25 protein-coding genes are annotated in these 24,589 nt (G+C 49.2%); 12 read left to right on the forward strand and 13 right to left on the reverse strand.

Features of this window, described 5'->3' with window-relative positions:
- Positions 1-3,320 (reverse strand): DNA polymerase III subunit alpha (locus ACFQZT_RS00005; RefSeq protein WP_379295272.1); only part of this gene is annotated, 3,320 nt, incomplete at its 3' end.
- A 121-nt stretch (positions 3,321-3,441) separates the two neighbouring features.
- On the opposite strand from ACFQZT_RS00005, the gene ACFQZT_RS00010 reads away from it, so the two are divergent.
- The 4 genes from ACFQZT_RS00010 (at position 3,442) to ACFQZT_RS00025 (ending at position 5,890) form a co-directional block, all read left to right on the forward strand.
- Positions 3,442-3,774, forward strand: a complete 333-nt coding sequence (locus ACFQZT_RS00010; protein WP_379295274.1) for a YtrH family sporulation protein — start codon at positions 3,442-3,444, stop codon at positions 3,772-3,774.
- A complete protein-coding gene (locus ACFQZT_RS00015) occupies positions 3,771-4,262 on the forward strand; it encodes a sporulation membrane protein YtrI (protein WP_379295276.1) in 492 nt (163 codons plus the stop codon). The genes ACFQZT_RS00010 and ACFQZT_RS00015 overlap by 4 nt, the downstream gene beginning before the upstream one ends.
- A gap of 67 nt (positions 4,263-4,329) precedes the next feature.
- Positions 4,330-5,523 (forward strand): MFS transporter, encoded by a 1,194-nt coding sequence (locus tag ACFQZT_RS00020; RefSeq protein ID WP_379295278.1) that lies wholly within the window; start codon positions 4,330-4,332, stop codon positions 5,521-5,523.
- A 73-nt stretch (positions 5,524-5,596) separates the two neighbouring features.
- Positions 5,597-5,890, forward strand: a complete 294-nt coding sequence (locus ACFQZT_RS00025; protein ID WP_379295280.1) for a YtpI family protein — start codon at positions 5,597-5,599, stop codon at positions 5,888-5,890.
- On the opposite strand, the gene ACFQZT_RS00030 is transcribed toward ACFQZT_RS00025, so the two are convergent.
- The 8 genes from ACFQZT_RS00030 to ACFQZT_RS00065 form a co-directional block, all read right to left on the reverse strand.
- Positions 5,887-7,215: a DRTGG domain-containing protein gene (locus ACFQZT_RS00030; protein WP_379295282.1), complete on the reverse strand. Its 1,329-nt coding sequence runs from the start codon at positions 7,213-7,215 to the stop codon at positions 5,887-5,889. The two genes, ACFQZT_RS00025 and ACFQZT_RS00030, sit on opposite strands and share 4 nt — an antisense overlap.
- A 223-nt stretch (positions 7,216-7,438) precedes the next feature.
- Positions 7,439-7,717 carry a hypothetical protein gene (locus ACFQZT_RS00035; protein ID WP_379295284.1) on the reverse strand — a complete coding sequence of 93 codons (279 nt, stop codon included), beginning with the start codon at positions 7,715-7,717 and terminating at the stop codon, positions 7,439-7,441.
- Between the two features lie 103 nt (positions 7,718-7,820).
- A complete protein-coding gene (locus ACFQZT_RS00040) occupies positions 7,821-8,597 on the reverse strand; it encodes a class I SAM-dependent methyltransferase (protein WP_379295286.1) in 777 nt (258 codons plus the stop codon).
- A gap of 148 nt (positions 8,598-8,745) precedes the next feature.
- Positions 8,746-9,801 carry an acyltransferase gene (locus tag ACFQZT_RS00045; protein ID WP_379295288.1) on the reverse strand — a complete coding sequence of 352 codons (1,056 nt, stop codon included), beginning with the start codon at positions 9,799-9,801 and terminating at the stop codon, positions 8,746-8,748.
- Positions 9,802-9,873: 72 nt separating this feature from the next.
- Positions 9,874-10,446 (reverse strand): ferric reductase, encoded by a 573-nt coding sequence (locus tag ACFQZT_RS00050; protein WP_379295290.1) that lies wholly within the window; start codon positions 10,444-10,446, stop codon positions 9,874-9,876.
- Positions 10,447-10,466: 20 nt separating this feature from the next.
- Positions 10,467-11,432 carry an FAD:protein FMN transferase gene (locus ACFQZT_RS00055; RefSeq protein WP_379295292.1) on the reverse strand — a complete coding sequence of 322 codons (966 nt, stop codon included), beginning with the start codon at positions 11,430-11,432 and terminating at the stop codon, positions 10,467-10,469.
- A 25-nt stretch (positions 11,433-11,457) separates the two neighbouring features.
- A complete protein-coding gene (locus tag ACFQZT_RS00060) occupies positions 11,458-11,802 on the reverse strand; it encodes a hypothetical protein (RefSeq protein WP_379295294.1) in 345 nt (114 codons plus the stop codon).
- A gap of 166 nt (positions 11,803-11,968) precedes the next feature.
- Positions 11,969-12,304, reverse strand: a complete 336-nt coding sequence (locus ACFQZT_RS00065; protein ID WP_379295296.1) for a YlbF/YmcA family competence regulator — start codon at positions 12,302-12,304, stop codon at positions 11,969-11,971.
- Between the two features lie 185 nt (positions 12,305-12,489).
- Here ACFQZT_RS00065 and ACFQZT_RS00070 point away from each other — a divergent pair, with 185 nt between their 5' ends.
- From ACFQZT_RS00070 to ACFQZT_RS00090, 5 genes are read left to right on the forward strand one after another with little or no spacing between them, the layout of a single operon-like run.
- Complete coding sequence (locus tag ACFQZT_RS00070) at positions 12,490-13,866, forward strand: YheC/YheD family endospore coat-associated protein (protein WP_379295298.1); 1,377 nt, start codon at positions 12,490-12,492, stop codon at positions 13,864-13,866.
- 9 nt (positions 13,867-13,875) lie between these two features.
- Positions 13,876-15,018 (forward strand): YheC/YheD family endospore coat-associated protein, encoded by a 1,143-nt coding sequence (locus ACFQZT_RS00075; RefSeq protein ID WP_379295300.1) that lies wholly within the window; start codon positions 13,876-13,878, stop codon positions 15,016-15,018.
- Between the two features lie 5 nt (positions 15,019-15,023).
- A complete protein-coding gene (locus tag ACFQZT_RS00080; protein WP_379295302.1) occupies positions 15,024-16,391 on the forward strand; it encodes a YheC/YheD family endospore coat-associated protein in 1,368 nt (455 codons plus the stop codon).
- Positions 16,391-17,518, forward strand: coding sequence for a YheC/YheD family endospore coat-associated protein (locus ACFQZT_RS00085; RefSeq protein ID WP_379295304.1), 1,128 nt, complete (start codon positions 16,391-16,393; stop codon positions 17,516-17,518). The genes ACFQZT_RS00080 and ACFQZT_RS00085 overlap by 1 nt, the downstream gene beginning before the upstream one ends.
- Positions 17,519-17,524: 6 nt before the next feature.
- Positions 17,525-18,664, forward strand: coding sequence for a YheC/YheD family endospore coat-associated protein (locus tag ACFQZT_RS00090; protein ID WP_379295306.1), 1,140 nt, complete (start codon positions 17,525-17,527; stop codon positions 18,662-18,664).
- A 50-nt stretch (positions 18,665-18,714) separates the two neighbouring features.
- Here ACFQZT_RS00090 and ACFQZT_RS00095 read toward each other — a convergent pair whose 3' ends face one another.
- The 4 genes from ACFQZT_RS00095 to ACFQZT_RS00110 form a co-directional block, all read right to left on the reverse strand.
- Positions 18,715-19,080, reverse strand: a complete 366-nt coding sequence (locus ACFQZT_RS00095; RefSeq protein WP_379295308.1) for an ArsR/SmtB family transcription factor — start codon at positions 19,078-19,080, stop codon at positions 18,715-18,717.
- A gap of 33 nt (positions 19,081-19,113) precedes the next feature.
- Positions 19,114-20,082, reverse strand: a complete 969-nt coding sequence (locus ACFQZT_RS00100; protein ID WP_379295310.1) for a cation diffusion facilitator family transporter — start codon at positions 20,080-20,082, stop codon at positions 19,114-19,116.
- Positions 20,083-20,295: 213 nt separating this feature from the next.
- Complete coding sequence (locus tag ACFQZT_RS00105) at positions 20,296-20,520, reverse strand: spore germination protein (protein ID WP_379295312.1); 225 nt, start codon at positions 20,518-20,520, stop codon at positions 20,296-20,298.
- A gap of 73 nt (positions 20,521-20,593) precedes the next feature.
- Positions 20,594-21,262, reverse strand: coding sequence for an HAD family hydrolase (locus ACFQZT_RS00110; protein WP_379295314.1), 669 nt, complete (start codon positions 21,260-21,262; stop codon positions 20,594-20,596).
- A 236-nt stretch (positions 21,263-21,498) separates the two neighbouring features.
- Here ACFQZT_RS00110 and nagB point away from each other — a divergent pair, with 236 nt between their 5' ends.
- The 3 genes from nagB (at position 21,499) to ACFQZT_RS00125 (ending at position 24,428) form a co-directional block, all read left to right on the forward strand.
- The gene (gene nagB / locus ACFQZT_RS00115; protein WP_379295316.1) at positions 21,499-22,227 is read left to right on the forward strand and encodes a glucosamine-6-phosphate deaminase; all 729 of its coding nucleotides are present in this window, start codon (positions 21,499-21,501) and stop codon (positions 22,225-22,227) included.
- Complete coding sequence (nagA, locus tag ACFQZT_RS00120; protein WP_379295318.1) at positions 22,224-23,396, forward strand: N-acetylglucosamine-6-phosphate deacetylase; 1,173 nt, start codon at positions 22,224-22,226, stop codon at positions 23,394-23,396. The genes nagB and nagA overlap by 4 nt, the downstream gene beginning before the upstream one ends.
- A gap of 273 nt (positions 23,397-23,669) precedes the next feature.
- Positions 23,670-24,428 (forward strand): YdcF family protein, encoded by a 759-nt coding sequence (locus ACFQZT_RS00125; protein ID WP_379295320.1) that lies wholly within the window; start codon positions 23,670-23,672, stop codon positions 24,426-24,428.
- Positions 24,429-24,589: the final 161 nt, after the last annotated feature.

Consider the following 24,589-nt stretch of genomic DNA (forward strand, 5'->3'; position numbering starts at 1 on the left):
GCGCGCGGATCCGGGCGGCCCGGCCCAGCCGGGGCCGCCGCCTTGGCGCCGGCGCTGCGCGAGCCGCCGGGGCCTGCGGCAGCCGCGCGTGCCGGCTGCCGGCGAATTCGCCGGACGCCCGCAGGGTCGTCCAGCGCGACAAGCTGCTCCGCGAGCAGCTTAGGCGGGTCCTCGTCCTGAAGCTGCAGCTTCGCCCGGACGAGCACTAGCCGCCCTTTCTGCACGAGCGGAGCCGCTTGCTTCCAGGTCTCGGGGAACAAGACCACCTCGACCTTCTCAATCCGATCCTCCAGCTCCATGAACGCCATCGGCTGTCCCTTCTTCGTGACGATGGTCTTGTTCGAGAGGATCATCCCCGCTACGATCACTTCGCTATTGTCCGGCAGCTCCTGCAATTCGTGAAGCTTGTCGGCTTCCAGCTCGGCAAACAACTCGGCGTACGCATCAAGCGGATGCCCCGAAATGTACATACCGAGCAGCTCTTTCTCGTACTCCAGCTGCTTGCTCTGCGGCATCGGCGGAATGTCCGGCACCTCGACTTCCCAGTTCGGCTCTTCTACGAAGCCGAACAGATGAAGCTGCAAGTCGTCCCGCTCCTTGCGCCACTTCGTCGCAGATGCGATCGTTTCATCGAGAATGGCCATCAACTGAGCCCGATGGCCGCCGAGCGTATCGAAAGCGCCGCCTTGGATCAGCGATTCGATGACCCGCTTGTTGCAGACGCGAAGATCGACCCGTCTGCAAAAATCCAGCAAGCTCTCAAATGGCCCCTGCTTGCGCTCACTAAGAATGGCATCGATCGCATGGGTACCCACATTTTTGATCGCTGCCAGGCCGAACCGGATCGCACCCTCGCGATCCGGCGTAAATACCGTTCCGCTGCCGTTCACGTCCGGCGGCAGCACGGCTAGTTTCATCCGGCGGCATTCGTCGACATACTCGGCTACCTTCCGGTGATTGCCCATCACGGCCGTTAACATCGATGCCATAAAATAGATAGGGTAGTGCGCTTTGAGATAGGCGGTTTGGAAGGCCAAAACCCCATACGCCGTGGCATGCGCACGCGGGAAGCCGTAATCGGCAAAGCGGACGATCATATCATAGACATGATTGGCCTCATCGGTGTTAAAACCTTGCTTCAAGCTGCCCGCAACGAAATGTGCGCGCTCTTCGTCGAGCACTTCCCGCTTTTTCTTGGAAACGGCTCTTCGGAGCAGATCCGCTTCGCCTAAGCTGAAACCGGCCATCGAGGAGGCGATTTGCATAATTTGCTCTTGATACACGATAATGCCGTACGTATCACGGAGAATCGGCTCGAGTGTAGGATGAGGATAAACAACCTCCATCTGGCCGTGCTTCCCCGCGATATACTTGGGAATAAATTCCATCGGACCCGGACGATACAGCGCCACGACCGAAATAATATCTTCAAAAACAGACGGCTTCAGGTCTTTTAACACTTTACGGACACCGTTGCCCTCCAATTGAAAGACGCCTGTCGCATCGCCTTTGCTGAGCATTTCATACGTAGTGAGATCCTGATCCATATTCAGCTTGTTAAAATCGATGCGTACGCCTTCCATTTGTTCAATCCAGTTCAGCGTCCGTTCAATAATAGAAAGCGTCCTCAGCCCGAGGAAATCCATTTTCAAAAGGCCGATGGCTTCCAAATGCTCCATCGTATATTGCGTAAGCGCCGTCTGTGCCGTACCTTCCTGAAGAGGTACATACTGAGTTAACGGTTCTCTTGAAATGACGACCCCCGCCGCATGCGTCGAAGCGTGCCTAGGCATACCTTCCACGCGCATGGCCATATTCAGCAATTCAGCCGTTTTCGGCTGCTTTTCGCTTAACGATTTCAACTCCGGACTTACCTTCAGCGCTTCCGAAAGCGTCATGCCGAGCTGATTCGGAATCGTTTTCGCCGCACGGTCCACCTCGCCATAAGGCAAATTCAAAACCCTGCCTACATCCCGTACCGCAGCTTTGGCGGCCATCGTACCGAAGGTTATGATTTGCGCCACGTGTTCCTGTCCGTATTTGGCCACCACGTAATCGATAACTTCATCACGCCGCTCGTCGCTAAAATCAATATCGATATCAGGCATCGTAATCCGTTCGGGATTCAGAAACCGCTCGAAAAGCAGTTTATACTGCAGTGGATCCACATTTGTAATGCGGAGCACATAGGCAACCAGGCTTCCGGCCGACGATCCCCGGCCAGGCCCCGTCATAATGCCTTTCTCATGGGCATAACGAATGAAATCCCAAACGATCAAGAAATAGTCGGAAAAGCCCATTTTCTCAATAACGCCAAGTTCGTAGGACAACCTTTCTTCCGCTTGCTTACGAAGCTGGGAATCCGGATCCTGCCAATCCGGCTTGATTCCATACCGTTGCTCCAGGCCCTGCAGGCATAGCTCTTTTAGATATGCTCCTGCTGTGAGATCCTCAGGAATCGGGCGGAATTTGGGCAAAATGGACTTGCCGAACTCCAATTCCAGATCGCATCGCGCAGCAACAACTGCGGTATTGGCCAGCGCCTCCGGGACATGAACGAATAACCGTCTCATCTCTTCTTCGCTTTTTAAATACATTTGGCTCGTTCCCATGCGAAGCCGGTCTTTATCTTCCACCGTTTTGCCGGTGCCAATGCAAATAAGAATGTCCTGAACGACATGGTCGGGCTCACGTACGTAGTGTACATCATTAGTTGCAATGAGTGGGATTCCCGTTTGTTCGCTCAGCTCGATCATCGCGATCATCACTTTTTTCTGTTCGACCATCCCGTGATCTTGAATTTCGAGGAAGAAATCGTCTCCGAAAATGTCGCGATAGCGTTCAGCCGCTTTCCGCGCTTCTTCTTTCCGGTCATGCAGCAAATGCTGGGAAATTTCGCTGCCTAAGCAAGAACTCAAGCAGATGAGCCCCTCGGCATGTTTCGCCAAATGCTCATAGTCAATGCGCGGTTTATAATGAAAACCTTGTAAATGCCCGATTGAGCAAAGCTTCATCAGATTTTGATACCCTTGAAGATTCTTGGCAAGAAGAATAAGGTGATAAATCGGTTGTTCCTGCCTGGTCCCCTTTTCCCGGATAGAACCTGCCGTATAATAAACCTCACAGCCGATAATCGGCTTGATGCCACGCTGTTTGCACGCCTTATAAAAGGCGATGGCTCCGTACATGACGCCATGATCCGTAAGAGCCAGAGAAGTCATGCCGAGAGCTGCCGCTTGCGAAACCAGTTCCTCCATACGCGCAGCACCGTCTAACAAGCTATATTCACTATGCACATGCAGATGGACAAACGAACTCATCGGCATTTCCTCCTGTCTCGCAATTTTTTAATATATTTTATCATAATGAAGGCGGCCAGTCCCATACATTGAAAGTAAAGAGTTTGTCCTTTGGACGATACTGAAGGGAAGCGATATGGGGATGTACACGTTTTGGGCCAATATCATTGTCTACTTTTGCATTGCATTCGGGGTCGTGTTTGGCGGCAGTATGCTTAGCGGCATTGCTGCCGTGCTTACCCTTCAGTCCCCGACAGAAAAGATGCTGACCATCGCGGAAAACATTAAAATTTGGGCCATGGTAGCCGCAGTTGGCGGGACCATCGATCCCATCCGATATATTGAGAGTCACGTAGCGGAAGGGCATTTGAATCCGGCCATTAAACAGATCGTGCTGATCGTCGTCGCCTTCATTGGCGCCCAGATGGGAACCTCGCTCATTCAAATGATTTGCAAGGGAGGCAATCAGCCTTGAGAGTCCCTCCCTTTGCCCGTTACCAGCGTCTGCTGGCGGGCTTCGGACTGCTGCTTTCCGGCGCCATCATCGGCAGTGCCGTATATATGAGCATCCACCAGCATACTTATAATCAGCTCTACGTGCAGATGCATAAATATTTGGAAGAAAACGACGACCTAAAGCGCGATATCGAATCATTGAATAAAACCCGCAACAAGCAGGCTTTAATTAATGTCGTTAATGTTTATTTACTTCCAAAAAATCAGGAAGATCTGATCAGCGAAGATATTCAAAAAGAGATCGAGGGCGATGTGAAAAGCGAACTAAAGCTTGTTATCGGTCAAAAAGCAGCCTATGTAAGGGATGCCAGACCTTTATATGAACGGCTCATTACCCAGAGGACTTATACCCTTCATGATAAAAAATATATCGTTGAAGTCCGGTCCATCGTGCTCATACAAACCGAGTTGACCATATGGATTACAGCCGAAGAAAAACGTACCTAAACCTTCTGGACCGCACGGCGGTCTTACGGAGGTTTTTGACTTTTATTCCGGGAGCGTGGTATTCCTTATGAAAATAACGCTTCGTCCTCACGCGTTGGCGCTTCGACTGATTTACTTTTTCTATTACTTTGCTTTTGGCAGTTTATTCCCTCTGCTCGCCTTGTATTTGAAAGATGTATTGGGTCTTGGCGGTGCGCAAATCGGCATGCTAATGTCGATAAACCCCATTGTGATGATTGCCGCCCAGCCATTATGGGGGCTGTTTTGCGACTATACGCAAGCGCCAAGAACGGTGCTTTGCATGACTGTTGTTTTGACCGCACTCATGTCCGTTGCTCTCGGAAGCGTCCATACTTATTGGCTATTATTCGTGCTTTTAGTCGCCCTTGCTTTTTTCCAAAGCGCGATTTCCCCCATCATGGACAGCATAACGATGAGTTACGCCACCAGGGAAGGGAAAGCGTACGGCAGTTTCGCGCTCTGGGGAGCTTTTGGCTTCGGTTCGGCCAGCTTGCTGGTGGGGAAGTTGGCCGAACATTGGGGTCTCCACATTATTTTTATGAGTTTCGCGATTGTGCTGCTGCTTTGTATGGCAGCTGCCTGGAAATCCCCGAAGGAAAAACCGGGAGTACGAAACAATTTGCGTCAAGGTATCGTGATCCTTATGCGGATTCCTGCATTCATCCTTTTTCTCGCCGCTGCCTTCCTGATCTTCGGACCTATCTTGGCGAACAACTTCTACTTTAGCTTTTATGTGAAGGAAGCCGGCGGCACGCTAACAGGAATCGGGATCTCTTTCTTGCTGGCTGTCGGAAGTGAAGTCCCTTTTATGAAAGCGTCAAGCAAACTCATTGAAAAATGGGGCATCGTTGCCGTTATTCTCACTGCTGCGCTGATTTCCGGCTCCAGATGGCTTCTTTATGGTTTCAGTATGCCGCTTTCTCTGATTTACGCCACTTCCGTGCTGCAAGGGATATCGGTCGGATTTTTCATTCCAGCTGCCATGCATTTAGTATACAAATTAGCGCCGGAAGAAGTAAAAGTTACCGCCATTTCCCTTTATTCCATGATGGGCAGCGGACTTGGCACATGTTTCTGCACGTTTGCAGGCGGCCTTTTGCTGGAACGTTATTCCATTCATACCGTTTATATCAGTTTTGGTTTGCTGACCTTCTTTGGCGTGATTTTCCTGCTTCTACTAGGCAGAGCCAGATTGCAAAATGGGAATAAAATCGCTAAAGTAAAAAATAAACCTTCATGACATATCCCCCGTTTTATGCACAGAAATGTGCTTCGCTAATTTTCTACACTATAAAAAAAGGACGGTTCCCATCATGATTTGGATTCAAATTGTATTATTCTCGCTTATTTGCATTACGCTGGCATTCTCCGTGTATTTCAGCATCCGTTCCCGCCGGGAAAAAGAAACGACTAAACGCGGGTTATACGCGGCTCGCATGAATATTTGCATGGGGCTTATGCTGGTTCTTATTGCGGTGACCCAGCTATTCTTCTTTAGCGAATCCAGCTTCCGCCGCATCTTCGGTACAGTCTGTGTACTGCTCGGCTTATTCAATTTGTTTGCCGGTATTCGGAACCATGGTCATTTCGACCGTATGCTGCACTAGATGACTTGCGCGGTCAGCATCGCTTTGGAAACTAACGCGCCCGCATGATAAATCTCTACATCGATTTTGCCAAATTTACGGCTCACCTCAATGATGGTGGGTCGTATTTCTATTTTGGCATCAATTTGCAGCGGCTTAACAAAATAAGTCGACATGTTGTCCATGACGAGATCGCCCTTCTTGTGTTCCTGCACGATACGGTAAGCGGCCTGGGTCATCAGCGTAGTGAGAACGCCTTCCGAGACCGTCCCCAAATGATTCGTCATCTGCGGGGTAATCACGCCATGGAACAGGAGAGATCCCTGCTCGTCCCTCACCTCTTCGAGTCCGGACCATATCAAATCCTCGAACGTCTCGCCGTTCTGCGGCTGCTTCTGAATGTACTGCATCGCTTTCAGTACGTCGGTGCGGTTGAGCACGCCTAATAGTTTCCGGTTCGTATCGACGACAGGGAGCAGTTCAATGCCTTCCCACACCATCGTATGGGCCGCCGAGGCGACTGATGTTTGAGGCGTAACCGTAAGCGGGCTGCGCGTCATCAGCTTGTCAACGGTTTGCATGGAATGGGCGCCGACCATATCCTTGGAGGTCACAACGCCGATAATGCGGTTCCACTCGTCTACGACGGGAAATCTGCTGTGACCGGTTTCTTCAGATAATCGCTGCCAATCTTTAAGCGTACTGTTCGCTTTGAGCGCGAATAGCGAAGCCCCTGATGCCAGGATGTCTTCGACGAGCATGATTTTCTTCTTAATTAAGCGGTCGTAAATGGCTCTGTTGATCATGGAAGCCACGGTAAACGTATCGTAACTGCTCGAAATAATCGGCAGCTCCAGTTGGTCCGCAAGAAGCTTAACCTCCGGGCTCGTATCAAAGCCCCCGGTAATCAGAACTCCCGCTCCCTGCTCCAGGGCGCATATATGGGCGCCGTTACGATTCCCGACAATGAGCAGGCTGCCTGCTTCGATGTAGCGCATCATCGCATCCTGTTCCATCGCGCCGATCACGAATTTATGGAGCGTCTTATGGAGTCCTCTGGAGCCTCCAAGCACTTGTCCATCCACCATATTTACAACTTCGGCGAATGTCAGCTTATCAATGTTCTGACGCAGTTTCTTTTCGACACGCACCGTGCCGATCCGTTCCTTGGTGCTGACCAACCCTTGGTTCTCCGCCTCTTTAATTGCACGGTAAGCCGTTCCTTCGCTGACTTCCATGTTTTTGGCAATTTTACGCACCGAAATGCGGCTGCCCAGCTTCAAACCCTCAATATGCCGTAATATTTGTTCATGTTTCGTTAACGCATCCGTGGCTTGTGTGTCCAACTGTTACACCCCATTCAGTTCATCCTGTACTAATCTGTACTATAAGTATAATCGTTCCAGGGGATAAGAACAATGAGGGTTCAGCTAACGAAAAAATCCAACCCTAACGGATCGGATTCATGCAAACATTTGTTCCTTTTCAAATTATAGCACACATACGTTCGGAAATAAAGTGAAAAACGCTCCCTAGCTCCTGCCGGGAACGCTTTGCGTCTATATACGCTTATTTACGAAATTGCAGCATTTTCCGGCTGCCCTGAAGCGCTTGCTCCAATTGCCACTTTTTCATCCGGTTGATTCGCTTCAGCTCTCTTCGTTTTTCCTCGTCAACACCAAGAATATGGTGAAGATGCGCGGCAACGACCAGAAGAGCCATTACGATCCAAACTACACTGAAAATCATGGGCAGCGTCAAGCCTTCTCTGAATTCTAATTGAGGTACCGAGTAGAATAGCATACCAAGCGCCAAGCTCATGAAAACGACATTTTTGAAGCCTTTCAAAATAGCTGCACTCCTTTCGCTCTAACAAGTTCGTCATTCTGCCTCTTGCATACTCCATTGTATGAGACAAGTTCTCGTTTTATGAGCCGAAGCGCGGCAGATCTTATCGACGCTCGCAAAACCAGACGGTCCAACGATCCTTTTCGATAATTGGCGCATGGTCCCGCACCCGGCTAAGAATGTAATCGACTAAGTCCTGAAGCTCGCTGTCCTGAAGTTGATGGAGGATGGAACGTCCCGTACGCGCCATCAGATCTTGAGAAAGCGACTCGAGATCGCTGTACACTTGTCTGGTTTCCCACAATTTCACTTCGTGAGCGACCTGGAACCCGCTTGATTCAAGAGCGGATTTTACTTTCTTCTCATCATGTCTGCGCGCTGTTTCCGAATCCTTCAACGCAGGGAATTTTTCAAAAAAGTATCCGCGAATATGTGACGCATCTCCAGGCAGTAAACAATCCTCAGGCGTCCGGTCTTGAACGATATACATCCCTTCCGGTTTCAAAATGCGGCTTGCTTCTTGAAAGCAGCTCTCCAAATCATCCAAATGATGAATAAGCGCCCGCTCCAAAACCACATCAAGCTGCCCTGTCGGAAGGCCGGTTCCATAGGCATTGCCTTGAACAAAGCTGACGTTATTCACATCACTGCAGTTCTGAGAAGCTCCTTTCAGCATCTCCGCCGAGAAATCGACGCCTGTCACATGAGAAGCTCCTGCCTGCCGCAGCGCTTTGCTATAGATCCCTCCGCCGCAGCCGATGTCGGCAACCTTCTTGCCGGTAACATCCACAAATTGCTGTAGGCAAGCCAGCCAAGATGCATCAGCCTCTCTGGTCGTATATGTCATTCGATTGTTAGCATCGTGAAAATCAATTGTCATAAGACACCTCCATGATCACAAAAATATTTCATCTAATGAAACTAAGTTTCATTTTTGTATTCATATTACCACTGTCACCTAAAAATATCCATCCCTAAAAGCAAAAAAAGAGCGCATAAACTGCTGCCAGTTTGCACTCTTTTTTAATTTAAACAGATAAAAGTTTTCTTCCTTTGCGATATAGAAGTGTAAGTATCCAAGGAATAGCAATGATGAGTACCAACACGATCAGGTTGTACAAGTTGAAAAGCAGAATGGCCCCCGGCATGTGCACCTTGTACTTCCACAGGGACAATAGAGCCGGATGCATTAAGTAAACGCCAAAGGACACGGCACCGAGCGAAGTCAGAAACTTGGCCAAGCCAGATACGTTTTTCTGAAGCCATTGCGCGAGCCAAATGAAACTTACACCGATTCCGATGCTATAAAGCAGCCACAATAATTCAAACCATGTATTTTCAATTTTGCACCCTTTTTGTGCACCTATAAAGAGCAGCGCATATGCAATTCCGCACACAATGGAAGCTGGAACCACCCAGACCTTATTCCGGTCCAGCCAAGCCCGAAAAGCGGGATAATGAATCCCGATGGAACCCCCCACCAGAAAGTATCCAAAATAGGTGATGCATAGCTCCGGCTTATGGTTGATGACGCCAAACCAGTGACTATAAACATAAACGCCGGCTTGTATCAGCAATCCCCATAGCGCCATGGATTGCCTAAACCATAGCATCTTTCGAGCGGCCCAGACTAACAGCGGAAAGATGAGATAGAACTGCACGATAATGATCATAAAATAGAGATGGTAGCCTGAGTCCGCCCATTTGAGTTGTTCCAAAAAAACGGACAGCTCAATCTTGACCGGATGCCCCGGCGTCCACAACCAAGGATTATATAAATAATAGAAAAACGACCAAACGATGTAGGGAACCAGCACCTGGCGCACTCGTTTCCAATAGAAGATTCCCGCTTGTTTAGCACTCCACTTATCCATATAAATGTAGAACAACACAATACCGCTAATAAAAATAAATACGGGTACGGCAAAATAGCTGATCTTGTTCAAAAATAGACTGAATAGCTGAGTGCTGCTGCCAAGCAGAGCCGGGTCCACAGTACTGTCCGAAGTTACATGGATCAGAACGACGGCGATAATTGCTAGTGCCCGAACGATATCAAGCTCTGTAATTTTTGCTTTAGCCATGTAGAATGATGTCCTCTTTTCCTTATCGTCGATACCATCTTACTATAGACAGTTTCGACAGGAAGCGCAACACTAGTAGGGCGTTACATCTCTTACCTGAATTTGGCGTTTACGAGGCCGAACGACTGCACGAGCTAAAGTCAGAACGACCAGCACCGCGGCCGTAACGATATACATCAATTTGAACAGCGGATTTGCGCTGTCCGTCCCCAAAAATAGCCCATGGACTAACGCCAATACAAATATCGGATACGATAATAAATGCAAAGCAAACCAAATCTTTCTTTTCAGTTTATGGCGAATATCCGTAGTGAACACCAGCAGCAGCAGACCGTACATCGCTAGCGTTCCTATCGCATTCAGTCCTGTCGATTGCTTAGCGGTAAAGGGAATGAGCAGTTCATGCCAATCAAAAGGCATAAACGTGTCAATAACGAGTAAAAGCGTATGAAGCAAGGCTAAACAGGTGCCCAAATGATTGGCAAACGTATGAGAGCGCATGAGCTGCGCTTTCGTTTGACCCTTCCATTGCGGAAAACTGTATAGAATTCCGAGCGCCATCCCAATAAACAAACTCAGATAAGACAAAATGCCGAATATTCGAATCAGCGACCAAGCCGGCAAACTAACCAGAAAATGAACCATTGTCCTTCCCTTCCTCTCTCTTAAAGCTGATATGTGAAGTCAGCGTGAAGACCGATCCACTGTCCCTTCGTCAAGTTTATAGACGGCTTTGCGTGATGTACGGCACCGTCTGAAGTATAAAAAAGGGCCTCAATCCCTTCCGTTCGCTCCCGTAACAATGCGATTCCATCCTCCACACCTAAAATGCACATCGCTTTCGCCCAGATCTCGCTTGCGATCAAGTCTTTTCCAATGACCGTACATTGAATGACGGAGCTCTGACTTGGCTTCATCGTTCGCGGGTCAATCAAATGATGCATGCGGCCCTCATTCGTCTTCCAGCTTCTTCGCAGTGTACTGGAAGTCGCCACAGCACCTGTCATCAACTGCAGACAGCTTTCATCGGCTGAATTCTTCTTGTGCGGATTCGCAATGGCAATCACCCAAGGTTCTCCTTCAGCTGAGCCTCCCCAGACTTCGATGTCGCCACCGGCGTTAATGAGTCCTCTCGACAGCATCCATTCGCCGCGAAGATATCTAGACAACTGCTGAACCGTCCAACTTTTCACAATGCCGCCAAGATCCATAGCCTGTGGGAAGACCACGGACCGCATAGCCGGGCTAATGTCTATGTGTATTCCTTCGCTTTTCGCGCGCTTATAAGGCTTGAGCACCTGTTTTTGCTCACGAATATGTTCAAATGAATCGCCATAGCCCGCATTTTGCAAGGCATGATGAACGAAGATGCTGAAAGCGCCGGTTGTTTGCTCCATGTAGTACCGCGATTGTTCCAGAACTTGCAGCATATCTTCAGAGATGAGGCAGCGCTCTCCGGCGAATTGATTTAATTGCGATAGCTCGCTGTCGTTTCGAAACCGGCTGAATCTTTGCTCAGTTTGGCTGAACCAGATCTTGATCCGGTCCTCGAGTTCAGGGACATAATCGGAAGATTCAATTAGCGTTTGAATCTGTGTATTCATAGAACGAAATGCAAGTTCTTGCAGCATCTCTCATCACCTCCTGACTCTTCTGCTAGGAGCCCTGCGATCTCGCATGCGGCTGTACTTGCGGTGAGGACTGGCTACTGCTGTTGCCGCTGCGATCCGCGGTGCCACCTTGAGAAACGCCCCCATTTCCTTGCCTCAACCCGTGACGACGGCTTGTCTGGTTACCCCCATTGCTGCGACTGAATGTATCGCCCTGAATCGTTGTTTGGGGATTTTGCTGGGCAGAAGCGACAGCGCTTTGCTTGGAAGAGGCCGCTTTGACAGCGGCTAGAAATTCCGGACTTGTTTTTACTTCTTGAAACAAATAAAACATAATTGCAAGAATAACGGCACCTACTTGCCATTTCAACCATTTTGAAGTTTTCCGCATCGCTTACCCTCCCTATCTGCACTAGCCAATATTGAATTTCTGCCCTTATTATACAAGGCTTCATGCCCTTGAACCTGAGCTACTCCTTAACCTTGGCTGAAAATCAACTGAATGTTAAAGGCCGCCCCAACCGTAGAAGTTTCTACGACCGGGACGGCCTCTTCATTTATTTCATCAAGCTCTCAAGCGGTTCCGCAATAATGCGCTGCACATCTTCCAGCATTACTGACAAGCGGCGCTCCACATCGAACAAACGGCCGATGCTCGGATTCAGCGCTAGCACTTCGTACAGCTTCTGCATGTTCTCCATTTCCTCTTGCGGCGGCATTTCGCCGGCCATCATCTTTTGTTGAAGTTCCGCTTGTCGTTTGCGGAAATCTTCCAGCATGTTTTTGGCGGAAGCATCTGCATCCACCTTGGTACGAACGTCTTTCATTTCCTTGTATTCGCTGCTCTCTTTAATCGCTCTAGCCAGGTCGTAAGCTTTATCATGTACGATCATCTTGTCATACCTCCTAATATGTCTTCCCTTACATTCTTTACTCGGTTGGGCTCTTCCAACAGTACTTTACGCCAGTTTCTTAAGCACCACAAGATATATGTCCTCATATGATGGAGTAGTTTACTTTGCTTAAGAGGACGTTTAAACAGTAATGCCATTTTTGATGCTGGAAGGAGTGTTCGCTATTGACCAGGACGAAAATTGGGATATCCATTCAAGGCACCAGCATCTATTTGGATGATCGGACCGTAGTTCTAAGTGAAGCCATTGCAAAAAAGTGGAAAATTCCAACCAATCAAATCTTAACTTTGCGATTCGGCTCAGCCAGACAGGAAGCCAAAGTCGTCTCCGCCTCCATTTCAAACACCTTACGCGTTAACCCTGCTCTCGCTTCCAAACTCGGTCTTCATCAGGGGGCGAAGCTTTGTCTCCATTATAGGCAAAGCAGCAGTACTTTGTCGATCGGGCCTTTGATTGGCGTTATGGTCAGTCGCGTTTACGAAGGCAATAAAGAACGGCCATTTGGCGCTATTACAGCCTTCTGCAAAGAAATGACAGATGCGTGTGAAAAGTTTGGCGCACTCGTTTGTTTTTTCCCCCCTGATGCAATGCGCGGGTCCGCCAATTCTGTTTCCGCGTATTCCTACGCCAATGGCTCCTGGAACAAAAAAACGTTTCCGATTCCAAATGTGATTTATAATCGACTCACTTCGCGTAAATATGAGAACCTGAAGCATGTTCAACTGTTCATGAATGAAGTGAAGTCTAAATATGGCACGGAAATTTTTAACGAAAAATATTTAGACAAAACAGAAGTATTCGAGGCCCTGCGCAAAGACAACAGCCTTCATGGGTATTTGCCGGAATCGTATCTGTTTAAAAACTACCAAATGCTCAAGTCCATGTCGAGCCGCTATCCCGTACTTTTCCTAAAACCGATTACGGGAAGTCTCGGCAAGGGCATTATTCGGATTCGCCGTGAAGCCGGAGACGCATACACGTGCCATTTTACTAATCTAGGCGGCGTTCGCAAACAATCTTTCCCATCGCTTACCAGCGCCTTTCAGGCGTTATCCGGCAAACTAAAGACCCAGCGGTATCAGCTCCAACAAGGTCTCGACCTTATTTCATCGGATGGCAGACCGGTTGACTTCCGTGCTCTTGTACAGAAAGGGCCGCTCGGTCAATGGGCCATCACTTCGATTGTCGGCCGAATCGCGGGAACGCAGCATTTCGTCTCGAATCTGGCAAGAGGCGGAACGTTGAGTACAGTCAAGGAGGCACTTACCAAATCGTCACTTGGGGCGACGTCCCATACAGTGGCTTCAGCACGTTTGCGCAAAGCGGCTCTGGATATCGCCAAAGGCATAGAAACACAAATTCCGAACCATTTTGGCGAGCTTGGCATCGACCTTGCTCTCGACAGTCAAGGGAAAGTATGGCTGATCGAGGTGAATTCCAAACCATCCAAGGACGACAATACACCGCTCACCACGGAAATCAAAATCCGTCCTTCCGTGAAACAACTCGTGCAATATGCTCGCTATTTAGCCAAATTTTGAGGTGAAGTTATGCAGGTAAGCCGGGTACTCGGGATTATGGTAACGGAGTTGAATCGCAAGCTGCCGTTTGCTAATTCAACTTTCTATGAGCATCTTACACGCGTGGGCGCAAAGGAAGGCTTGGATGTGTTCGTCTTCTCGCCAAATCGGATCGACTGGGTAGAGCATACAGTGACCGGGTATACGTATGTCCAACAGAACAATGAATGGATCACATCTCGCTTTCCTCTGCCAGCACTCATTTATGACCGATGTTTTTTTAACAACAAGGCGAGCTACCTGCAGTACCGTTACCATGTGAGCAAACTGCATGACGAGCCTGGCATACGTTTCCTGGGATATGGCTTGAGGGGCAAATGGGAAGTTCAGCGAATCTTGCAAAAAGACGATGTTCTCCGGCCCTATTTACCGGAAACACGCGTACTTGGGAGCGGGCCCGAATTACACAAGTGGTTGAATGAGAATTCGGATGTGTTTCTCAAACCCCAAGGCGGCAGCCAAGGGAAAGGCGCGCTACACATTCAGAAAGTCGTATCCCCAACTGAGGGGCGGCTCTTTGTTGTGAAAGGGCGCAACGCTCATAACATGCCCATTCACCGGCAATTTAGGCGATTCGAAATATGCTGGCATTGGCTGCGCAGCTTCATTGGGAATCGTCCTTATTTAATGCAACAATACCTCGCACTTCGTTCAATGGAGGGTATGGCTTATGATGTTCGTTCCCTCGTACAAAAAAATGGCCGGGGCTTGTGGGAGAACACCGGCATGGCGGTTCGTATCGGCGAACCCGGAAGTATCACCTCGAACCTGCATGGCGGAGGCTCTGCAGAACAAGTATCCACATTCCTGCGGCAACAGTTCGGGGAGATCAAGGCGGAGTCGCTCATGGCTACCATCGCCACGCTCTCCCGTCTCATTCCAACTGTTCTGGAAACTTATCACGGAAGACTGGCGGAGCTGGGAATCGATGTTGGCATCGACACATCGGGACATATTTGGATCCTTGAAGTGAATTCCAAGCCGGGACGAACGATATTTGTTCACACGCGCGACGAAGAAGCCCGCTACAAATCCATGGCAAACCCGATCCGCTATGCCGGATTTTTACTACACAAGAAAATGGGCTTAAAGGCAACAAGTTTAGGAGGGTAACCTACATGAGTTTGACAACGTGCATGCTCCACGCCGTACAACGAATAGATCGATCAGTCTACTTAACAAGTGAACTCGTCAAAGCTTTGCGGTTAACCGGCGCCAAATCCATTACCGTAAAGGTCGGAGGCAAATCGGCAACCCTTCCGGTTCGCCTGATTAAAAAGGCTGGCCAGCATCTGTATATCCCGCTTTCTCTCATGAGCATCTTGCGCATTCCAAGAGTAGGCAATGTACTCGCTGCAAGCAATAACAACAAAGAACTTCGTCTTGGTCCTATGATAGGCATTTTAACGAATTTAACGAGCAGCTCCACAGCTCCCTTCGGTACTAAAACCGGATTTCTCCGGCAAATGATGAATATAGATTCATCCAAATCTTTTCAGTTTGCTTTTAGTCCAAAAGATGTAGACTGGACACAAGAAACGGTTACCGGCATTGTCCCAAAAAGCGGCGGTGGCTGGATCCGTAGAACGTTCCCCTTACCGGATGTCGTCTATAACCGGCTATCCAGCCGAAAAGCAGAAAAGTCAGCAGGTATTGCAGGCTTTAAAGAACGTTTTGTACGTAGAGGCATTCCCCTCTTTAACTGGAGCTTCTTTGATAAATGGGACGTCTATAAAATGTTGGATGGCGACGATGCCTTCAAATACGTTCCCGAATCCCGCATCAATCCGTCCTCGGAACAGATCAAAGAAATGCTCGATAAGCATAAGTTCATTTACTTAAAGCCCACAGCAGGAAGCCTGGGCATCGGTATTTATCGTGTGACGTATAACCCCCAAAAAGGTTATTTCGTTCGTTACCGCAAAAACGGTAATAATGTACTCATTCGCTATGCTAAATTCGATGGGCTTATGAAGATGCTCGGCACAGGGCGCGGCCGATTGACGAATTATGTCGCGCAGCAAGGGATCCGGTTGATTGAAATTGACAGCTGCCCGATTGATTTCCGCTTCCATATGACGAAGAACGGCAACAATAACTGGGTTGTAGCCGCCATCGGCGCCAAAAAAGCGGGGAAGGGCAGCGTGACTACACATATTCGCAGCGGCGGCCAATTGATGACACCGGAGCAAGTGCTGCGGCAAATCTATGGTAGCCGTGCCGAGCAAGTGCTTACGAATGCAAAAGAAACGGCTGTTAAGCTCGCGGAAGGGATCGAAAACAACTACGATCATTTGCTCGGCGAGCTTGGATTCGATATCGGCATCGATCAGAACGAGAAAATCTGGATGTTCGAGGCAAATGCCAAGCCTGGCAGATCAATCTTCAAGCATCCTTCATTGAAAGATGGAGACGTTGCTTCGCTTACGAATATTTATGAGCATTGCCTATTCTTGAGTCGCTTCCGCTCCAGGAGGGATAACTGATGAGTTTCTCTCTTCACGAGTTCGGGCGGAAGCCTACTCTTGCCATTTTGACGGTGAAAGACAATAAACGCGTATTCCGCGGCAATCTGGACAATTTTCTGGACTTGATTCGTACAGGGGATCGGCTAGGTGTTGACGTCTACGTAGTGACGACCTCTGACTTCAGCTTATCAACCCCTCAGATAAAAGGCTATCGCTACGATTTTATACAAAAAAAATGGAGGCGGGAACCTGTTCCCTCTCCTGAGGTCATTTATAACCGGATCCCGTACCGCAAAATGGAGATGAGGCCGGAAGTCCAGCAGACGATCCAGGCCTGTAATCGCAGTGGCACGGTTCATCTCTTTAACCCTTCCTTTTTCAATAAATGGACGCTTTTCGAATGGTTGAATAACGCCAGAGTGAGTAAGCCTTATATTCCCGATACCAAACAATTGACATCCGCGAACGATTTGAAGCAACTGCTCCGTAAGCACCCCGTGCTATATTTAAAGCCGGTTAGGGGGAAAGCGGGAAAAGGGATCATGCGCATTGATCGCACCACAGAAAAGAACAAATCTCATGAATATCGTTTGAGCCGCCAGCAGGATAAACAGATGATCTATACCGTGCACCGCTCGATCGAAGATCTCTGGAAAGAATGGGATAAATATCGCGGTTCGCATGAATATATCGCGCAGCAAGGCATTGCATTGACCCGCTTCAACCAAAGAGTCTTTGATTTGCGCGCGCTTATCCAAAAGACATCCAAGGGGCTGTGGAGTGTGTCCGGCATCGGAGCCCGAGTCGCCGGTAAGTCAAGTATTACAACGCATGTGCCGCGCGGCGGCTCGATTGACGATCCAAGCAAACTGCTCACGCATACTTTTGGCGCCAAGGAAGCGAAGAGCATTCTAACTCGGGCAAGGAAAGCTGCTGTGACACTTGCCAAACAAATTGAACATGCATCCGGATATCTGCTTGGGGAAATGTCCATGGACCTGGGCGTCGATACAGACGGACACGTCTGGTTCTTCGAAGCGAATTCCAAACCGATGAAATTCGACGAACCGCAAATTCGCAAGAAATCGCTTGAGCGAATTATCGGATACAGCCAATATTTAATTAAACAAGGAAGAAGAAGGTGATTATGCTTGGCTTCGCATAGACTGGGCGTACTCGCTATTTATTTAAGCAATACTCGGCTCGAGGAGCTCTCCTATTTCAAAAAGCTGAGCCAGGAAGGGAAAAAGTTGGGGGTTCAAGTCGAAGTATTCACACCTGAGGATGTAGAAAGCACTTCGACAGTACGTACTTTAAGTTACGATACTCAAACAGGGAAATGGATTCGTAGACGCACCACCTTGCCACCGGTCATCTACGATCGCTGCCGTTATAAGGCTGCTGAGAATTATCACAAGCTGCAGGCGTTTCGCAAAAAACACGCAAAGCTGATTTTCATGAGCAGACCGCTGGCCAACAAGTGGAACATGCACCAAGTGCTCACCGAGAACGAAGAGATCAACAAATATATCCCGGCTACGGTTCGTTATAGCACGACCCAAGAATTAATGCGCGCACTCAAGAAGTATAAGCTGATTTATGTCAAACCGAAGAATGGAACCGGGGGCCGAGGCATTCTGCGGATTGAACAAATCGGCAATGACCTGTTTTTGATGCAAGGACGCAATCATAATCGTGCCATTCTATCGCCTTTTCGCGCTTCGGAGAAGCAGCTCATGATCAAACTCAATACCATGAAGCTTAGCCCGGACTATGTCGTGCAGCAAGGCATACCTCTTACATTAAAGGATGGGCGGGTGCATGATTATCGATTACTCATCCAGAAAAATGGCCGCGGCCGTTGGGAGGTAACCGGCTGCGCCGGTCGCATCGGTCCTCACCGCAGCATTACGTCAAATCTGCATGGCGGAGGCAGCGCTGTTACAATAAATCAGTTGTTATCGTATCGCTTCTCCTCTCAAGATCAAATCGAAGAGATTAAAAAAGAAATGAACAGATTTGCCTATAAGCTCGCCGCTTACTTGGAAACGAAATTCGGCAAGCTATGCGAACTTGGCATGGACATTGCCGTTGATCCGAAAGGTCAGATCTGGCTGCTGGAAGTTAACCCTAAACCTTCACGTGAAGTTTTCCGGCGAATCGGGCAAAAGGCGACCTATCAGAAGGCGGTTACACGCCCGCTGGAATATGCGCTTTGGATGATGGAGGAAGCGAAAAAACAGAAAGCAAACACCGCTGCCGAGCCGGATCCAGAAGAAACCGATTCATAATACTTGCATAAGAACGGAACCATGCTGTTATGCTCCACATCGGTTCCGTGTTACATATGTTGTAGATGCTGCAGCGTCTGTACGAAAATTTGTTCGATGTGACCATCGTCCAGCGCATAATAAACGGTTTTCCCAGCTTTGCGTCTTTTCACGATATGCAAATTGCGCAGGTAGCGCAATTGATGTGAAATTGCAGACTGGCCCATATCAAGGACCGCCGACAAGTCATGAACGCACAGCTCTTTTTGCAGCAAAGCATAAATAATTTTTACCCGAGTCGGGTCCCCCAACGCTTTAAAAACCTCTGCAATTCTGGCAGCTTTGTCATCATTAATGAGCTGTTCCTGCAGCTGCTCCGTCAGCGCTGTTCCTGTACAAGACTCCTCGCAAGTATCCTGCATCATGGCCTTCTCCATTTGTTACTCTCCTTTCATAATCGGGTTAAACCACTAAACCCTCATTGCCGGATGTTGGATAGTTGAATTTTCGATTTGTATCGTTACATGAACAATTTGATAACGTTCCTCTATCCGCCCAATGGCTTGCTGTAAAATATGTTGACCGTCGCTTCCGTCATCGATGAGGATATGGCAGCTCAATGAATTCAAGCCGGACGTAATCGTCCAGATATGCAAATCGTGTACATTGATAACCCCGTCAATACTCTCCAAAGTTTGCCTAACATCGCCTAAGCGGACGGAAGAAGGCGTACCCTCCATGAGAATATGGATCGTTTGCCTCAGAACACTCCAAGCCCCTTTCAAAATGAGCAGCGCTACGATCACACTAATGATAGGATCTGCCGCGTACCAGCCGAACAGCAGCATGATACCTCCCGCCACGATCGCTCCCACGGATCCTAAAGCGTCTCCCAGGATATGCAGATAAGCGCTGCGCATATTCAGATTCCCATGCACATCCCCTTTTCGCATCAATGACCATGCGCTCAGCAGATTCGCAATCAAGCCTACACAGGCAATCAGCATCATGGAGCCGCTGGCAACCGGCTGCGGATGTTGAAATCGGCCGATCGCTTCCCAAATAATGAGTCCCGCAACAACAAAAAGAGTTATGGCATTAAATAATGCCGCCAATATTTCAAATCGGTGATAGCCATAAGACTTATTCGCTGAAGTTGGTTTGGCCGCAAACCACATGGCCATTAAACTTAATGTAAGCGAACCTGCATCGCTTAGCATATGGCCCGAGTCGGATAATAAAGCCAGACTATTTGTAAATAATCCTCCGGCGAACTCCAAAATCAAAATTGCGGATGTAATCAGGAGTGCAATTATAAGTCCTTTTTTATTGCCCTCATGCGCATGCCCGTGACCGTGGTGATGATGTCCATGGTGATGACCGTGTTCATGCCCATGATTATGATCATGCGAATGATCGTGCGAATGGTGATGGTGCATCCATTTCCCTCCCTGTTTGAATCTTAGCATGGAATATTGATCTAAGGTTTATACTTTCAAACAAACATATGAACATGTGCTCATATATGAATAATACCTGTTTGAAGCGTTTAAAGTCAATGGTCAAGTCCCTATGAAAAAAGAAAAAGACCGACACATAGCTCGCTATCAAGCTTGAATCGATCCAAATTCAAAATAATGATCTTACATCCTTTATGTCCCTGTAGCCACCTTGTTTGCTCCAGCATCGACGACGTCAGGATCAAAGGTGATCGTGGCGCTAACCACTGTCGTGGATATCGTGAAATCCCCGGTGATACCTCCGCCTCCGCCGGCATACGACTTAGTGGCGCTGGTTGGAGCTACTACCAAAGTATCCCCGGTGATCAGGTTTCCTTCGTTTCTGTTCATGTTCAACACACCTACAAAAGAAGGCATAATATCAGCACCTTTATAATCAATGTGCTACAGTGTATGCCCATCGGGAAGTCCTTGCGACTACCAGTCAAAATTATAAGTGCGACAGCAGCTCATCAAAGCTTTTCATCCGGATATGAGCACCTTCAAGCTCGCCTGGCTCACGGAAACCGGCATAATCGCAGGCAGCTACAATCAGGCTGTTCCGGAGCCCCGCTTCCACATCGGAGGAACGGTCTCCAACCATCCAGGCCGACTGTATGTTGTGTGTCTCCAATAACAGTTTCACCAGATCCACTTTCGATCTCGTTTGATACTCGCCTGCGCTATACAAGCCTTCGAACAACTCTCCAATCCCTTTGGCTTGTACTACTTTCTTGACGTAATCCTCGAGCCCGTTGCTCGCTACAAACAAGCGAATTCCCTTGGCGCGCAGCGCTTTCAGCGTCTCCGCAACGCCTTCGTACAACTCGCCTTCGCCTCGCTTTAATCCTTCCATTTGATGATGAAGTAGCAGCTTATCCGCTTGCAGCCTTGCCTCTGCAGAAGCTTCCGGCATAACCCGCTGCCAAATGTGTTCGAGCAGCATGCCAAGCGCTCCTAGAATACGCTCTTCCGGCGGCGTTTCTCCTGTATATAACCCCTTTTCACGAAGCTCCTCGAATGTTGCATGGTAAGCCGGCAGCAGCAACGTTTCCGTCTTAAACAGCGTACCGTCCAAATCGAACAGCATAGCTTCCGGTTGTAGTCGTTTGGATTGCATAATCTGGCTTCCTCTCCTATCTTCCTTATCTGAACTGCAAAGTGTGTAATGATCTTAGTTTAGAATGGCAAACATATCCATGCAAGTCAATGTCCATATTTGGTAAAAAGCCTGTTGCTGTAGAGAAATAATTCAGTTATGATTGAAATGAGAATAATTTTATTGAAAAATGATATTTTTATGCAAAATGACTTCATAATCGAACAAAATGCATCATGAAAGTGAGGAGTACGTTTGTGAATATTCATATTTTCCAAAATCAGCAAGAACTTAATGAAGCTGGGGCCGGCATTATTACTTCCTTGGTTCAAATGCAACCGAAAGCCGTACTTGGACTAGCCACAGGCGGAACACCTGTCGGTATTTATGTAGAGCTTGTCAAAGCATATGAAAAAGGGCGCGTCAGCTTCAAATCCGTTACGACCTTTAACCTGGACGAATACGTCGGCTTGCCGGAAGATCATCCTGAGAGCTACCACGCCTATATGAAGCATCATTTATTTGCGCACATCGACTTGCCAAGAGAACAAGCCCATATTCCAAACGGGAATGCACCCGATTCGGAAGCCGAATGCGAGCGGTACAACCAAGAGTTAGAGAAAGCCAAGCAAATCGATCTGCAAATTCTCGGTCTGGGCCACAATGGACATATCGGCTTCAATGAACCCGATCATTCCCTGATTAGCGGCACCCACCTGGTGGAGCTGAAACCGGAAACGCGGGAAGCGAATGCCCGTTTCTTCTCGTCCATTGACGAGGTACCTACGCATGCGTTGACTATGGGAGTCGGTACGATTTTGAAAGCCAAAACGATTCTCCTCATCGTTCGCGGCGCCGACAAAGCCGAAATTGTGCATCGCGCGCTGACAGGACCGATTACAACTGAAATTCCTGCGACACTTTTGCAAACTCACCCGCATCTGGTGGTCCTTCTCGACGCGGAGGCAGGGAGGTTATTCGAATGAGCAACCTGGTTATTTCGAACGCTAAGATCGTTACGGAACATGGCATTATCGAAAATGGCATCATCCTTGTTACGGATGGCATGATTGCTCATGTAGGGGATGCTTCCTCTGCGATAACCGGAGCGGGGCATTCCGATGCGGTGCAGATCGATGCGGAAGGCAAATGGCTGCTGCCAGGCTTCATTGATGTGCACGTGCATGGCGGATACGGCGCTGATTTCATGGAATCGAACCCAGAGATACTGAACACGATAACCCGCTTTCATGCACAGAACGGGACTACAGCCATGCTCGCCACCACGATGACGGCTGCGCGGGAAGACATTGACCGCGTACTTGGTGAGGTTCACCGCTATATGAGCGAACCGATGCCGTATGCCCAATTGCTTGGCGTCCATTTGGAAGGTCCTTTCATCTCGCCCAAGTGGGCGGGCGCGCAGGATCCTCGCCTCATGCTGCCGCCGCAGCTCGAGTGGCTGCAAGATTGGCACGAGCGCTATCCGCAGCTCGTGCGCCAGCTCACCCTCGCTCCCGAGCGCGAGGGCGGCCTTGCCATGATCGCATGGCTGCGCGATCATGGCATCGTTGCCGCATGCGGCCACACCGACGCGACCTACGCCGACATCCAGTCGGCTGTTCGCGAAGGGCTCTCGCATGCGGTGCACACCTTTAACGCGATGAAGGGGCTCCATCATCGCGAACCGGGCACCGTCGGTGCGGTGCTCACCGACGCGCGCGTCAGCGGCGAAGTGATCGCCGACGGGCACCATGTGCACCCGGCGGCGATCCGCCTGCTGACGATGGTCAAGCAGCCGCACGGCCTGCTGCTGATCACGGACTCGATGTCCGCCGCGGGGCTTGGCGACGGACAGTACGAGCTCGGCGGGCAAGCCGTGACCGTTCAGTCGGGCGTGGCCCGGCTGACGGACGGCGGCGCGCTCGCCGGCAGTACGCTGACAATGATCGAGGCGCTCCGTTACATGGTGCGCGAGGTTGGAGTCAGCGTAGAGGAAGCGAGCCGCTACGCGAGCGGCAATCCGGCGCGGCTGCTGCGCCTGGACGCGTCGCATGGCTCGATTGCGCAGGGCAAGCGGGCCGACCTGCTGCTGATCAGCTCCGGGTTGGAGCTGGAGCGTGTGTGGGTGCAGGGTCGGGAGATTACGGCCTGAGCTTCGGAAGTGGTAACAACCTGTATTTCTTGCATGAAAATTTGGCAAAGTGGCTGATTTCTTGATCCACCTGCATGTAGGATTTGTATTTCGTTTTGTTATGGCTGTCCCTAAGGTCAGAATAGACTTAGGGATAGCCATTTTTTTAGGGATTATTCGGGGACTCCCGTACAACTCATCGAAAAGGCTCGTATTAACCAGCAGGACATAGACGAACATTTGTCGAAGACTGGTAAAAACTGTTTGTCATTGTAGAAAGGGCTTGTCTCATTTATGATGTATGCGATAAAAATTGTTTACACCTTATTATTCCCGCCGGGTATCATCATTCTTCTCCTGTTTAGCATTGCTTTATGGCTGCAACAACGGCGGGAATTTCTAGGCTCCCTTCTCGTAGGGCTTGCCGCTCTGCTTCTATGCGTAGGCTCCATGCCTTATATCGCCAATGCTTTTCTTCAGTCTATTGAGCAAAGATATACGCCTCCTGAGCAGGTCAACGGCGACGTACTCGTGATGCTGACCGGCGGAGCGATTGCGGATAATCCCGATCCCCTCACACACGGAGAAGGCTACCTTAACCCAGGCACGGCTGCCCGCGTTCTAACGGTAGCAGAACTTTACCGCCAAACCAAGCTGCCTATCGTCTTGTCAGGCGGCCAAGTCTATAGCGATACGGGCAATGAATCTCAGATTGCCAGACGGCACTTGCTCGCCCTTGGCGTCCCGGAATCGGCCATTCTCATGGACGATACAAGCCGGAATACCGAAGAAAATGCCGTGCATACGCAGTCCATTCTGAAACAGCAGGGGTGGAAACGCCCCGTTCTGATCACCTCGGCCTATCATATGGCCCGGGCGGTCAAACATTTTCAAAAACTCAAGGTGGACGTGCTGCCTTACCCAACCGACTATCAAACTTCAATCAAACAAGACCGCTATGTCAGCAAATTTATTCCTTCGGCTGCCGGGCTATCGGCAACGACGACGGCGTTAAAAGAATATTTGGGCATCTTCGGCATTCGTACTTCATAATTGACGCAAATAAGGAAGGCTGCTCGCGTTTATTGGCGAACAGCCTTTGATTATGGCACCAAATCTTGAGTTTTTTTGCCCCGCATTAGCCGAACAACGTTCCAAAATGACAATGATCAGAGAACAAAGTTCGATATTAGCGTACTGATTTGACGCTAAAT

The sequence above is a fragment of the Paenibacillus sp. GCM10027628 genome (assembly GCF_042676385.1).
In the GTDB taxonomy this organism is placed as follows: domain Bacteria; phylum Bacillota; class Bacilli; order Paenibacillales; family NBRC-103111; genus Paenibacillus_E.

Excerpts from the sequence above, each read along its gene's own strand:
- ACFQZT_RS00085 (WP_379295304.1), top strand. The coding sequence starts at position 16,391 with ATGAGTTTCTCTCTTCACGAGTTCGGGCGGAAGCCTACTCTTGCCATT.
- nagA (WP_379295318.1), top strand. The coding sequence starts at position 22,224 with ATGAGCAACCTGGTTATTTCGAACGCTAAGATCGTTACGGAACATGGC.
- ACFQZT_RS00080 (WP_379295302.1), top strand. The coding sequence starts at position 15,024 with ATGAGTTTGACAACGTGCATGCTCCACGCCGTACAACGAATAGATCGA.
- ACFQZT_RS00095 (WP_379295308.1), bottom strand. The coding sequence starts at position 19,080 with ATGGAGAAGGCCATGATGCAGGATACTTGCGAGGAGTCTTGTACAGGA.
- ACFQZT_RS00050 (WP_379295290.1), bottom strand. The coding sequence starts at position 10,446 with ATGGTTCATTTTCTGGTTAGTTTGCCGGCTTGGTCGCTGATTCGAATA.
- ACFQZT_RS00055 (WP_379295292.1), bottom strand. The coding sequence starts at position 11,432 with ATGCTGCAAGAACTTGCATTTCGTTCTATGAATACACAGATTCAAACG.
- ACFQZT_RS00100 (WP_379295310.1), bottom strand. The coding sequence starts at position 20,082 with ATGCACCATCACCATTCGCACGATCATTCGCATGATCATAATCATGGG.
- ACFQZT_RS00065 (WP_379295296.1), bottom strand. The coding sequence starts at position 12,304 with ATGATCGTACATGATAAAGCTTACGACCTGGCTAGAGCGATTAAAGAG.
- ACFQZT_RS00075 (WP_379295300.1), top strand. The coding sequence starts at position 13,876 with ATGCAGGTAAGCCGGGTACTCGGGATTATGGTAACGGAGTTGAATCGC.
- ACFQZT_RS00020 (WP_379295278.1), top strand. The coding sequence starts at position 4,330 with ATGAAAATAACGCTTCGTCCTCACGCGTTGGCGCTTCGACTGATTTAC.
- ACFQZT_RS00110 (WP_379295314.1), bottom strand. The coding sequence starts at position 21,262 with ATGCAATCCAAACGACTACAACCGGAAGCTATGCTGTTCGATTTGGAC.
- ACFQZT_RS00010 (WP_379295274.1), top strand. The coding sequence starts at position 3,442 with ATGTACACGTTTTGGGCCAATATCATTGTCTACTTTTGCATTGCATTC.
- ACFQZT_RS00025 (WP_379295280.1), top strand. The coding sequence starts at position 5,597 with ATGATTTGGATTCAAATTGTATTATTCTCGCTTATTTGCATTACGCTG.
- ACFQZT_RS00125 (WP_379295320.1), top strand. The coding sequence starts at position 23,670 with ATGATGTATGCGATAAAAATTGTTTACACCTTATTATTCCCGCCGGGT.
- ACFQZT_RS00060 (WP_379295294.1), bottom strand. The coding sequence starts at position 11,802 with ATGCGGAAAACTTCAAAATGGTTGAAATGGCAAGTAGGTGCCGTTATT.
- ACFQZT_RS00040 (WP_379295286.1), bottom strand. The coding sequence starts at position 8,597 with ATGACAATTGATTTTCACGATGCTAACAATCGAATGACATATACGACC.
- ACFQZT_RS00045 (WP_379295288.1), bottom strand. The coding sequence starts at position 9,801 with ATGGCTAAAGCAAAAATTACAGAGCTTGATATCGTTCGGGCACTAGCA.
- ACFQZT_RS00105 (WP_379295312.1), bottom strand. The coding sequence starts at position 20,520 with ATGCCTTCTTTTGTAGGTGTGTTGAACATGAACAGAAACGAAGGAAAC.